Below are 13,209 nucleotides of genomic sequence, written 5' to 3'. Positions count from 1 at the left end.
ACGTGTAAAAGCTATACCATTAGATTAGTATAAGTGCCGTAAGGCGTTAATCTGTATGAATCAGAAATCAAACCTTCCTATAAATTTAGATCAACTTCACCAAATATCAGAGGGAGATATAGAGTTTGAGATTGAGGTTTTGCAAGTCTATGTGGAAGATGTTCTCCAAAGAATAGAAATAATTCGTCAAGCGATCGCCAATAACGATCATACTCAAATCATGAAAGAAGCCCATCATGTCAAGGGTTCTAGTAGTAATGTGGGTGCTTTGCAAATGCGTGATTTGGCGGTACAACTCGAAGATTTGAATCTAGATCAAGAGCTAGCAAAAGCACCAAATATCCTTGAGGATATGCTAGTGAAGATGCAGGCAGTTGAGGATTTTATTGCGGAAAAGTCTGCCAACCTCCCATCTTGAATGTTTTAACAGCAATGTAGAAATTAGGGTAGTCCTAAAAAGGAAAGGATTTATTGTGGTAAGGATGGGCGGCGCTTTGCGCCGCCCATCCTTACTGCTTGGTTTTCTAAAAACAACTATGAGACCATAAGACTCTAAATGCGACTATACTAGACATAGCGATTTTCTTCTCTAGATATTTAGTTATGAGTCTTCCATTTTCTGCATCTGATCTAAAATCTGATAGTACCTATGAACTAATGGATGTGGAAGCAATCCAAAGGGCATTGGGGCGATCGCGGGCTTCGGTATATCGCTATGCGAATACTGACCCCAACCAAAATGAGCTAAATCTACCCTATGATCCTCAAAAGCTTAATCCAGAATTACGTCAAAGTGATCGCGAACCCTTGTTATTTCACCCTACCGAAGTTTCCAGATTTGCAAGAGATGTCTTGAAAATGAAGCAGGTAACGATTCAGGTACAAGAGCCAACTCAAAATGAGACTAATCGGCTTCTGCGAGAAATTTTGCAAGAATTAAAAACACTCAATCAAGCGATGAGTTCTCATCGCGATTCATAACTAAGGTTACGTGGAACCCTCATCCCCCAACCCCGTCTCCCGCAGGAGAAGGGGAGCAAAAAAACTATATTATTTTCTTGTTCCCCTCTCCTGCGGGAGAGGGGCTAGGGGTGAGGGCTTTATAGACTTCTACGTAACATCAGTCATAAAAGAGAAGACGCACAAAGTGCGTCTTCTCTTTTATGGATTAACTGAGATATGTATATCCGTTTAAGCAATGCTCATATTTTTGTAAAAATAGCCTTGCTTCATTCAATGTAATTTGCTTCTCTTGGAGAGCACGTTCCGTTTCTTGGCGAATATTCTCTAGCATCGCATCACGATTGTACTGCACATATTCGAGAACTTCGGTCATGGAATCACCCTTGATCACATGCTCAACCTTATACCCTGTAGGCGTTGCGTGAATATGCACCGCATCGGTATCACCAAAGAGATTATGTAAATCGCCAAGGATTTCTTGATAGGCTCCGCCAAGGAATAGGGCTAAGAAGTAAGGTTCTTCGGGGATAAAGGGATGCAATTCGAGAACGGATTTTACATCACGCAGATCGATAAAGCGATCAATTTTGCCATCACTGTCACAGGTGAGATCGGCGATCGTTCCGCGACAGGTAGGTTCTTCATTGAGGCGATGGATGGGCATGATCGGGAAGAGTTGGTCGATCGCCCAACTATCGGGAGCAGACTGAAAAACGGAAAAATTGCAATAGTAAGTCAGTGCCATCGAGCGTTCCAAGTCTTCGAGATCGTCAGGCACATAGTTTAATTTGCGCGTCACCTTCCGAATGCGATCGCAACATTCCCAGAAAAGTCGCTCAACTCTTGCCCTTTGTTTTAGGCTGAGATAGCCAAAAGCAAATAGGCTAATCGCTTCTTGATTGAACTGCACCGCATCGTGATAAATCTCTTGATAGTTGCTCTCATTGATATTTTCCAAAGCTTCAAAGAGATTGCGGACAATGAGATGCTCATCTTCTTTTAATGGCTCAATCGTTTGAGAGGGTGTGCCACTAATGCCCACTACGTCAAAGATTAAGACCGATTGATGAGAAGCGATCGCCCGACCGCTTTCGCTCGTTAAGGTGGGGACAGGAATTCCCTTTTCGGTACAAGCATCTTTAATCGCTGCAACAATATCGTAAGCATAGTTCTGCATACTGTAGTTTTTGGAAGCGTAGAAATTGGTTTTAGAACCGTCGTAATCTACGCCCAAACCACCACCGACATCGAGATGTCCCATCGGTGCGCCTAGGGTCGTCAGTTGCACATAGATTTGTCCTGCTTCCCGCAATGCGTCTTTAATCGCGCTGATATTACTGATTTGCGAACCAATGTGGAAGTGCAGTAATTTGAGGGAATCTAGCATATTTGCGGCTTCCAACTGTTCGACGGTTTCGAGGATTTCCCACATCCGCAAACCAAACTTAGCGCGATCGCCTGTTGAGTCTTCCCAATGTCCTAGCCCTTTGGTGCTGAGTTTGGCACGGACACCGACCACAGGCGCAATGCCTAATTTCGTAGCAGCACGGATGATCATCTCTACTTCTTCTAGCTGCTCGATCACAATGATCGTATTTTGTCCCAGTTTTCGCGCTAATAGAGCCGTCTCAATATATTCTGCATCCTTGTAACCATTACAAATCAGCAGTGAACCGGGGGTGCGGAGGGTGGCAAGGGCAATCAGTAATTCGGGTTTAGAACCTGCTTCCAAACCAAATTGGAAGGGTTTCCCATATTTAGCAATTTCTTCTACCAGTTGTCGTTGCTGATTGACTTTGACAGGAAAAACACCACGATAAACGCCATTGTAGTTATAACGGGCGATCGCCTTAGCAAAGGTGGAGTTTAAGCGCTCAATGCGATCGGCGAGAATATCTGAAAATCTGACTAGAATCGGCGATCGCAATCCCCTCTGCTTGAGATCATTCACCAGTTCAAACAGGTCAATACAGCCACCGCGATCGCCTTTGGGAGAGACAGTTACGTGACCAGCCTCGTTAATACTAAAATAAGGTTCACCCCAGCCATTGATGCGATAAAGGGTCTCACTATCTTGAATAGTCCACTTTTTCGCATCGGCAACGACAGGTAACTGAATCTCTTGCAACATTGTTAATAAACCTTTGATAAACCCTACAAACCTTGATCTACATAGTGGAAAATGGTTAGTGCTTTACGCTGACCGTATCAACTTTAGCACTTTCAAATAAATCTAGTGGCTAAGCCAGAAAATAGTCTAGATATTTTTGAACAATTCATAATTTGTAGCGATCTCTATTAATACCAAAACTCAAAATGGCTACGCCATTTTGAGTTTTGCAACCCCTTACTGAGTTTGGTTTTTAATTCACAAAAGTGTTGTCACACTTTCGTGAATTGGTATTAAGCATAAGTAAACTTAAAATCCAGATTGCTGTACCGCCAGCGTAGTAGGTGGCACAGCAATTGGATTTTATTTATAACTATGCTGAGCTACTTACAACGCTTTACGCTCAATGAAATATCACGTTAGTCTTCTATATCAGATTTTCTAGACAAAATTAGTTGAAGCGTCTGAATCGTGGAGACAACAAAAAGAATAAATAGAGCGAATGTGACACTTACAAGCCAGAGCCAATGCCATCCCATATATGGTGGTGAATGCATCAAAACCATACCAAATAAGAGAACCATAAAGATAGCTGTAATAAGTGCGATTAAAGCCCTTCCCCAAGAACGTCTGTAGGTTGTTGGTCGGATTACAACATAGAATAGTAAGACCTCGATTGACATGACACCTATCATGGTGAGGATATCTTGTAACGGGTAATCATGAGGAAGTGGAACTTTAAGAACTCCCAGCTTATATGAGTCAAGTTGAAAACCTGACATTCCTAAGACGATAACTCCAACTCCCCAGAAAACGACAAAGAACCATAAACCTCGAAAGATAGGCTTATTCATTTTCACAATTGCTAGTTAAAGACTGTATCAAACAACTTTAGTTTATAGCGCAAAGCGCTGTAATTAATTACAATCACAATTTTGGCGAACCCAATAGTAACTCTAATAACTCTTCTGCAATTACGGGTATATTCCATAGTTACACTTCTAACCAACTGAACAATTGACCAACTGTAAGCTGTAATCCTTTTGCAAAATCTGGGACAGGTAAAACTGCTCTTTTATCTTCAAATATGGCTAAGGTGCGATCGCGAAAATAGACTATTGCTGTTGCCACTATTGCTATAGTTTGCTGTAGATTATAGGCTGTAGATATTCTAGCGTTTTACTCATGGCTTACTGATCAATGAATTTTGAAGCTGACTTAAATCTGACCCTCCGCGCCCGTTATCCCTTGATTTATATACCTTCAGCCGAAGAGGAACGGGTCGAAGCCGTGATTACCAATGTGGCAAAATCCCTCGGTCGTAGCGCGTTTATTTGGGATTTTGTCGATGGCTATCAGTCCAATCCCACCGATGCGGGTGCTGGTAAACGCAATCCCCTTCAAGCTTTAGAATTTGTGGATAAAATTCCTAAAGGTGCAGTGTTTGTGTTGCGAGATTTCGATCGCTTTCTCGATGATGTCGCGATCGCTCGTAAGCTCAAAAATCTTGCCCGTAAGCTCAAAAGCGAAGCGCAAAATATCATTGTGCTTGCCTCACAGATTAGTATTCCCGATAGCCTCAGTGAATTTTTCTCAATTCTTGAATTTCCACTTCCCAATCCTAGCGAACTGAAAATCGAAATTGAACAAATCGCCAATTCGACAAACTCAGGCAATGATCTGCAATTAAATAAACAGGCAATCGATGATTTAGTCCGTGCGAGCCAAGGTTTATCTCTAGAGCGCATCAGACGAGTATTAGCCAAAGCGATCGCTGAAAATGGTCGCCTCAGTCCTGAAGATGTCGAATTAATTCTCGAAGAAAAGCGTCAAAGTATTCGCCAAACGCAAATTCTAGAGTTCTATCCATCGACTACGGAAATAAGTGATATCGGTGGTTTGGATAATCTCAAAGAATGGTTATTAAGACGAGGTGGAGCCTTTAGCGATCGCGCTCGTAAGTATGGCTTGCCCCATCCCAGAGGCTTATTGCTAGCAGGAATTCAGGGTACTGGCAAATCCCTCACTGCGAAGGCAATTTCTCATCATTGGCATTTGCCCCTATTACGTCTCGATGTCGGTCGTCTATTTGCGGGATTAGTTGGCGAGAGTGAGTCCCGCACAAGGCAAATGATTCAGCTAGCGGAAGCTCTCTCTCCCTGCGTATTGTGGATTGATGAGATTGACAAGGCATTCTCAGGTGTGGAAGGTCGCGGCGATTCAGGAACGACCAATCGTGTTTTTGGAACCTTCTTAACTTGGATGGCGGAAAAGACTTCACCTGTGTTTGTGGTAGCGACTGCGAATAATATTCGCGCCTTGCCCCCTGAACTCTTGCGTAAAGGTCGATTCGATGAGGTATTCTTCGTGGGATTACCTAACCAAGAGGAGCGATCTCAGATTTTTGCTGTGCATCTAGGCAAATACCGTCCCCACAATACTCGCGCCTACGACATCGATCGCCTCGCCTATGAAACGCCCGATTTTTCAGGTGCAGAAATCGAACAGGGGATCATCGAAGCGATGCATATCGGCTTCAGCCAAAATCGTGACTTCACCACCGATGACATCCTCGAAGCGGCTAGTCAAATTGTGCCATTAGCACAAACGGCTCAACAGGAAATTCAAGTTCTCCAAGAATGGGCAGCATCAGGTAAGGCAAGATTAGCTTCACGCCAAAATGTATTTAGATAGCCATGTAGCGATTGTCATTTTGCCGTAGGCAAAATGACAATCCAAAACTCTTATGGAGAATGATTTATAGCAATTTTTAATTAAAAAACAGAACCAAAACCTGTAGCGCACGCTGCGCGTGCGCTACAGGTTTTAGGGTTTTATATTTAATTGTACCTAGTTACTTATTCATTTTAAAATCGTACAAACAAAGGCTTGGAGCATTGCTCCAAGCCTTTGTTTGTGTAGTTAAGAATTGTTATGTTAGGAAATCTAGGCAATGCTAAGGGAAGTTCACAAATATTCAAAAATCCAAACCATATCTTGTTGCGATAAGTCGTGATAATAGATAGGCTTACGCAATTCATGAATTGTCCCTACATTTGGTGATTGATGCGTAAGTCCTAAAGAGGTCATTTTGGAAATTGAGAATCTGAAGATTTATGACAAAGCCTAAGCGTGTTGGTATTTTGACCAGTGGTGGAGACTGTGGTGGACTCAATGCTGTCATTCGGGCTGTTGTGCGCCGTGCTCGCGACTATGATATAGAAATTTATGGAATTAAAGGTGCAACTCAAGGATTGATGAATCGTCCAGTGGAAGCAGAATTGCTGGATATGAAACGGGTATCAGGGATTTTGCGCTATGGCGGGACGATTTTGGGAACGGTGAATAAAGGGAATCCCTTCTCCTATCCCATGCCTGATGGCACTTTAGTCGATCGCTCTGAGGAAGTGATTGATGGCTACCATAAACTGGGTCTAGATGCCCTAATTGGAATTGGTGGCGATGGCAGTTTAGCCATTTTGCGACGGCTAGCGCAGCAGGGCAATATGAATTTGGTCGCAGTTCCGAAAACCATTGATAACGATTTGGGGGCAACGGAGAATTCGATTGGCTTTAATACGGCAGTGAGTGTGGCTGTAGAAGCGCTCGATCGCCTAACTTATACCGCCATCAGCCATAGTCGCGTGATGATCTTAGAAGTGATGGGTCGTGATGCAGGACATATTGCAGTGAGTGCAGGGATTGCAGGGGGTGCTCATGTGGTATTGATTCCAGAGATTCCCTATGATTTGGATGAAGTATGTGATCGCTTAATGAATCGCGCTCTACGAGGGTTCCCGTTCAGTACGATGATCGTTGCCGAAGCTGTGAAAACGCCAACGGGCGAACCTGTGAAATATACTAATAGCCTTGGACAAACCCTCTATGGAGGCATTGGGCAATATTTAGGCGATCAGATCAGTACTCGCACAGGTTTAGAAAGCCGCGTCACGATTTTGGGTCATGTGCAGAGAGGAAGTACGCCATCACCACTCGATCGCATTCTGGGGGCAGCCTTTGGGGTGGCGGCTGTGGACTTGATTGCGGAGAAGAAATACGATCGCATGGTGGCATGGGTAAACCGCGAAGTGATCGATGTCCCCATTGCCGATGCGATCGCCAAATATAGCGCCGTTGATGTACATGGAACATTGGTTCGCACAGCAGTCGGTTTGGGAACTTATGTGGGTGAAATTGAACAACTTCTTTAAAGAATCAAATTTTTTGTGGCACGGCGAAGCCGTGCCACAAAAAATTTAGTTCCGCAAAACTCTTAGGCAAAATGAATATCTCTAGAAGATGGCGCAAAGCGCTATAGTTAAGAAATTTGTTTAGTCCAGTAAGAACCTAGTAAACCTGTCTATGTCTAGTCGCCTCAAAGCACTGTTCTACTACATTACGGCGCGATTACTGCTTGCACCGATTATGCTATGGGCGATCGCCTCAGTCGTGTTTCTGTTAATGCGGGCAACCCCTGGTGATCCCATCGATGCAATTTTAGGTCCCCGTGCTCCTGAAGAGGTCAAAGTTGCCTTGCGTGAGCAAGTAGGACTGACAGGTTCTCTCTTTTCACAATATTGGGGCTATATGCAGGATTTGCTGCATTTCAACCTTGGCAAATCGATCAGCACCCGTGAGCAAACCGTTTGGCAAATTATTAAAAACTTTTTCCCCGCAACCGCAGAATTGGCAATTTATGCCCTGATTGTGGCTTTAGTAGTTGGGCTGACCGTAGGCATTATTGCGGCTCTGCGCCCAAATACCAAATGGGATGTGGGTGGTAGGTTGTTTGGCATTATTACCTATTCCTTACCACTTTTTTGGGTCGGGATGATCCTGCAATTAGTGTTCTCGGTGCAACTGGGATGGTTGCCCATTGGCACAAGATTTCCTGCTAGCATCGATCCGCCTGTAAAGGTGTTTGGACTATATACAATTGATGCTTTGCTCAAATCTGATTGGAAAAACTTTTGGACAAGCATTCAATATCTGATCTTGCCAGCTACCAGTTTAGGGATTGTCATTAGTGGGATTTTTGAGCGAATTGTGCGCGTCAATTTGCGTCAAACCTTGCAGTCTGACTATGTGGAAGCAGCTAAGGCAAGAGGGATTAAACCAAGTGCGATTTTGTTTAACCATGCGCTAAAAAATGCCATGATTCCTGTAATTACCATCCTTGGATTGACCCTTGCTTCGATGCTTGGGGGTGCAGTGCTAACTGAAGTTACATTTTCTTGGCCGGGGTTAGCTAATCGTTTATTTGAAGCGATCGTTGGGCGTGACTATCCTGTAGTTCAAGGCATTGTCGTATTTTTCGCAATAATCGTCACGATCGCCAGTATTCTCGTAGATATTGTAAATGCTTGGATTGATCCGAGGATTCGTTATTAAGTAATGACGTGTCACGCTACGCGCAACACATCATTACGACTTTTGATATAGTCAATTCATGACGGAACATCATCAAACAAAGCGATCGCCTTTTTTTAACATCTCTTTGCAATGGGTGGTGGTAGTGCCGTTTGTGGTTCAAACCTTTGGGATTGTGGGATTAGTAGGCTATTTGTCCTATAAAAGTGGACAGCAAGCTGTAGAAAATTTAGCCAGTCAATTACTGAGACAAACTTCAGGAAGGGTTAGCGATCAACTCAATAATTACTTACAGCGATCGCAACAGATTGTAGAAGCTAATCATTTGGCGGTGCAGCAAGGAACCCTCAATCTTGATGATAAAGAACAATTACGACAACAACTTTGGCAACAGTTCCTGTTAAATCCATCGCTTCCTGCCAATGGATTTTGGAGTGATGACGGCAACTCAATTGGATACTTGAGAGTTAACTCAAAGGAAATGCAACAGTTCGCGGAAAAAGCGACAGGTAAAAGTATTCCCATTGGCTCCATTTTCTTTCAAGAAATCATTCCTAATCAGCGTCGATACTATAGGGTTGATGATCAAGGCAACCCGAATCAACTATTTCTGCAAATAAATGACGACTTCCGCACAATTGATTGGTATAGACAAGCGAAAAATCTGGGAAAACAAGCATGGACATCAATATCTTTAGGCAGAATTCTTCCCATGTTGCAAACAGTAGCGATCGCTCCTATATATGATGTGAATGAAAAATTTTCTGCTTTGTTTACAGCAAATTATTTCCTCTCGGATATTAGTTTGTTGCTCACACAGTTAAAATTTACGCCTACTGGACAGATATTTGTGATTGAGAAGTCGGGGGAGATGGTCGCGACATCTGTGGCTGCGGAATCAGCAGGACTGAAAAGGATAGAAGGAAAGTTTTCTCGCCTATATGCTACAGACAGCCAAAATGAGATTATAAGACAAGTTTCTCAACAATTAATTCAGCAATTTGGCAATTTTGAGAATCTGAGGGAGCCACAACAACTAGATGTAATGGTTGCTGGCCAGAGGAAATTTGTGCAAATCACTCCCTATCAAGACAAATATGGTTTGGATTGGCAAGTGGTCACGATAATTCCTGAGTCCGATTTTATAGGAGAGATTCAGGCGAACTTACGGCATACATTTTTGTTATGTGGACTAGCGCTGTTAACTTCAATCTGTCTCGGAATTTGGACATCTCGCCGTATTGGGCGATCGCTATCGCATCTTACTCAAGCTACCAAGTCTTTCTCAGAGAATCGGCGTGAGCAAACTATCCCCGATACGCGCATTACAGAAGTTCAGGTTTTAAAAGAATCCCTACATCAGATGATGATTGATCTCCATGATGCCGATCAAATGCGCTTAAATTACGAACGTGATTTAGAACAACAGGTTGCTCAGAAAACCGCAGATCTAATGGAAGCTCAACGCATTGCAAGGATCGGTAGTTGGGAGTTTGATGTAGCAACAGGTGTTAGTACTTGGTCAGAGCAGCAATTTCTCATTCTCGGATTTGATCCTCATGTACCCTTACCAAGCTATGACAACTTTTTCGATATACTGCCTCTTGAGGATCAGCCCAAACTACGTGCATCGGTAGAAGAGGCGATCGCAAATGGTACACCCTATATGGTCGAACATGGCATTATTCGACCTGATGGCTCGATTTGTCATATCATCAGCCGAGGCGAGGCGGTCTATAACGAACAGGGGCAGGTAATCAAATTAGTTGGCACGATTACCGATATTAGTGATCGCAAGCAAGCCGAGATTGCTCTAAAGGAAAACGAAACTCAACTACTCAATCTCTTCTCTAGCATGAAGGATTATATCTTTGTGCTAAATGCTGAGGGTAGATATCTTAAGGTTGCACCGACTCAAGCCAATATTGAAAGCAATGGTAGCGTTAAATTAAATCAAACTATCCACCAACACTTACCACACCAAGCTGTTGATCTGTTTTTAGGAGCCATTCAAAAAGTTCTCACGACCCAAAAAAGTGTCGAACTAGAATATAGTTTGGAAATTATGGGTAAAGAACAATGGTTCTCAACCATCGTGTCACCGCTAGATCTCGAATCAGTATTATGGGTTGCTCGTAATATTACCGATCGCAAGCAAGCAGAAATAGCATTGCAGGAAAGTGAAGACCGTAGACAGCTAGCCCTTAGTTTGACTAATACAGGAAGTTGGGAATTTGATGTTGCTACAGGTGAAGCGATTTGGAGTGGTACTCACTATCGGTTGATGGGACTGGTTCCCTATGAACTATCTAGCAATTACCAAACATGGCGCGATCGCGTTCATCCCGAAGATCTTGAATGGGTTGAAGCAGCATTCAATCATGCTTTAGAGACGCATTCCTTACTAGATGTTGAATATCGGATTTTATATCCTGACGGCACTTTGCGATGGGTGCTCACTAAGGGACAGGGTATTTATAATCAAGATGGTCAAGCAGAGAAAATGATTGGCGTGATGCTTGATATTAGCGATCGCAAAGCATTAGAAATTGCCTTAAAAGATTCCGAAACAAATCTGAGCGATATTTTAAATAGTGCCACGGCAGTAATTACAAGGGTAGAAATTAACAGAGATGGCACATGGAATATCAAGTATGTTTCTAGAGCCTGTGAAGCAATCTCTGGTTATAGTCCTCAGGAATTAATTGATGATCAAGCCCTTTGGGTCAGTTCAATTTATCCTGAAGATTGGCAAATTCTTGGAGATAAAATTTACGCAGATATTTTTAATGAGCTGGGTGGAAGTTATATCTATAGATTTCGACATAAAGACGGATCTCTCCGTTGGATTTCGCAAACAAACCATTCTCGCTGGGATCCATCCCTAGATGTCTATGTTGTTACGATGCTAACTTCAGATGTGAGCGATCGTAAGCGTTTAGAACAGGAGCTAAACTACAGCCTCGATTTACGAGAACTACTTTTTAATGAATCCACTGATGCTCTGTTCTTGGTAGATAGTGAGACTTCACTCATATTTGACTGCAATCAGCAGGCTATCAAGCTATTTGAAGCCGATAGTAAAAATCAATTACTTAACATTGTGGGTCGTATTCTGCACAAAAATGATTTGACTGCTCAGGAACTTGCTTGGATTAATCAAGAAATGGATAAAAAAGGCTTCTGTAATTTAGAAGTAGAATATGTCACTTTCAAAGGAAATTACTTCTGGGGAGATCTTTTGCTTAAGAGAATTACTTTTGGTGAAAGATGTTTTAGTCTGGCACGCATAGCGGATATTAGTATTCGCAAGCAAGCAGAATTTGCCTTGGCTTCATCCAAGGCAGCCGCAGAAGAAGCTACGAGAGCTAAAAGTGCATTTTTAGCGAATATGAGTCATGAAATCCGTACCCCAATGAATGGGGTGATTGGGATGACACAACTGCTAGAAACTACCGAACTGACGGAAGAACAACAGGATTTTGTAAAAACTATTGCTGATAGTGGTGAAGCGCTTTTGGCAGTAATCAATGATATTCTCGACTTCTCGAAAATCGAATCAGGAATGCTCACCATTGAATCAAGGGACTTTGTGCTACAAGATTTGGTCAAATTAGTTTGTGATATCTTCCGTAATCAAGCGATCGCCAAGCAAATTGATCTCAAATACATCATTGCTCCTGATGTTCCCACCACTGTCATAGGCGATCGCGATCGTCTGCGTCAAATCCTCTTAAATCTGGTGGGAAATGCGATTAAATTTACGCTCCAAGGTCAGGTGGTCATTTCCGTAAATGGACGATTTGCAGAAGCCAATAAATTTGAACTCAAATTTGCGATCGCCGATACAGGTATTGGCATTAAAAGTGAGCGAATTGACCAGCTATTTCAGCCATTTACCCAAGTAGATGCTTCCATTAGTCGTCAGTATGGTGGTACTGGTCTGGGCTTAGCCATTAGTAAACGCCTTGTCGAGTTGATGGGTGGCACAATTTGGGTTGAGAGTTTACAGCATATTGGTGGTAATCCTCCCTATGATTGGCAGTCAGAACTCATAACTCAAGGCTCAACTTTCCATTTCACGCTCGAAGTTTTGACAAACTCAGATTTTAGTCAAACTCAGGAAACTTTGATTAGAAAAATTAGTAAGACCCTAATCGATAACACCATCTCTCAAAAATTTCCTTTACGCATTTTGCTGGCTGAAGATAATCTAGTTAATCAGATGGTGACTAGTTCATTACTTAAAAAACTTGGCTATCAGGTTCATATTGCTAATAATGGATTGGAAGCTGTAGAGGCAATCAAAAAACAGCCCTATGATTTAATCATCATGGATGTGCAGATGCCTGAAATGGATGGATTAATGGCAACTAGGTTAATTCGCGCATACTTAAGCAATCATGACAATGCTGAACGCACTGTAAATCCAGTAAAAATTGTGGCAATGACTGCGAATGCTATGCCCGAAGACCGCCAAGCTTGTCTAGAGGCGGGAATGGATGATTACATCAGTAAACCGATTAACTTGCAAGAAATCATTCGCATCGTGAGTTTTAATCAATGCTGAGGTGTCCCCGTAACACCAGTCATTATAACGGACATATCACTGCTACAAGGAAAATTTTAAAAGTGTTGCAAAGCAACACTTTTAAAATTTTCCTTGGTTTGGGTTTCGGCGCAAAGCGCTATAAATCGCGAAGTTTTACTAAAAAAGATAAATTAGTAGACCCGTTGATTATAAATTTAGATCCGATGTCTAAACA

Annotated in this window: 9 protein-coding genes; 6 read left to right on the top strand and 3 right to left on the bottom strand. The window is 42.6% G+C overall.

The annotated features are described in order from the left end of the window. Positions 1-55 precede the first annotated feature (55 nt). Both NMG48_RS00195 and NMG48_RS00190 read left to right on the top strand, forming a co-directional pair. Positions 56-418: an Hpt domain-containing protein gene (locus tag NMG48_RS00195; protein WP_271253477.1), complete on the top strand. Its 363-nt coding sequence runs from the start codon at positions 56-58 to the stop codon at positions 416-418. A gap of 185 nt (positions 419-603) precedes the next feature. Further along, positions 604-981 (top strand): resolvase, encoded by a 378-nt coding sequence (locus tag NMG48_RS00190; RefSeq protein WP_271253476.1) that lies wholly within the window; start codon positions 604-606, stop codon positions 979-981. 187 nt (positions 982-1,168) lie between these two features. On the opposite strand, the gene speA is transcribed toward NMG48_RS00190, so the two are convergent. The 3 genes from speA to NMG48_RS00175 form a co-directional block, all read right to left on the bottom strand. Further along, positions 1,169-3,094, bottom strand: coding sequence for a biosynthetic arginine decarboxylase (speA, locus tag NMG48_RS00185; RefSeq protein ID WP_271253475.1), 1,926 nt, complete (start codon positions 3,092-3,094; stop codon positions 1,169-1,171). Between the two features lie 398 nt (positions 3,095-3,492). Then, positions 3,493-3,927 (bottom strand): hypothetical protein, encoded by a 435-nt coding sequence (locus NMG48_RS00180; protein ID WP_271253474.1) that lies wholly within the window; start codon positions 3,925-3,927, stop codon positions 3,493-3,495. 139 nt (positions 3,928-4,066) lie between these two features. Beyond that, positions 4,067-4,204: a hypothetical protein gene (locus tag NMG48_RS00175; protein WP_271253473.1), complete on the bottom strand. Its 138-nt coding sequence runs from the start codon at positions 4,202-4,204 to the stop codon at positions 4,067-4,069. Positions 4,205-4,273: 69 nt separating this feature from the next. On the opposite strand from NMG48_RS00175, the gene NMG48_RS00170 reads away from it, so the two are divergent. The 4 genes from NMG48_RS00170 (at position 4,274) to NMG48_RS00155 (ending at position 13,013) form a co-directional block, all read left to right on the top strand. After that, positions 4,274-5,767 (top strand): AAA family ATPase, encoded by a 1,494-nt coding sequence (locus NMG48_RS00170; RefSeq protein ID WP_271253472.1) that lies wholly within the window; start codon positions 4,274-4,276, stop codon positions 5,765-5,767. Between the two features lie 422 nt (positions 5,768-6,189). After that, positions 6,190-7,284 carry an ATP-dependent 6-phosphofructokinase gene (locus NMG48_RS00165; protein ID WP_271253471.1) on the top strand — a complete coding sequence of 365 codons (1,095 nt, stop codon included), beginning with the start codon at positions 6,190-6,192 and terminating at the stop codon, positions 7,282-7,284. A gap of 151 nt (positions 7,285-7,435) precedes the next feature. Further along, positions 7,436-8,464, top strand: a complete 1,029-nt coding sequence (locus tag NMG48_RS00160; RefSeq protein WP_271253470.1) for an ABC transporter permease — start codon at positions 7,436-7,438, stop codon at positions 8,462-8,464. 58 nt (positions 8,465-8,522) lie between these two features. Continuing rightward, positions 8,523-13,013: a PAS domain-containing protein gene (locus NMG48_RS00155; RefSeq protein ID WP_271253469.1), complete on the top strand. Its 4,491-nt coding sequence runs from the start codon at positions 8,523-8,525 to the stop codon at positions 13,011-13,013. Positions 13,014-13,209 lie beyond the last annotated feature (196 nt).

It is taken from the genome of Pseudanabaena sp. Chao 1811 (assembly GCF_027942295.1).
Taxonomy (GTDB): domain Bacteria; phylum Cyanobacteriota; class Cyanobacteriia; order Pseudanabaenales; family Pseudanabaenaceae; genus Pseudanabaena.
Note: the sequence above shows the minus strand (reverse complement) of the source record. Positions and strands in the feature narration are given on the sequence as shown.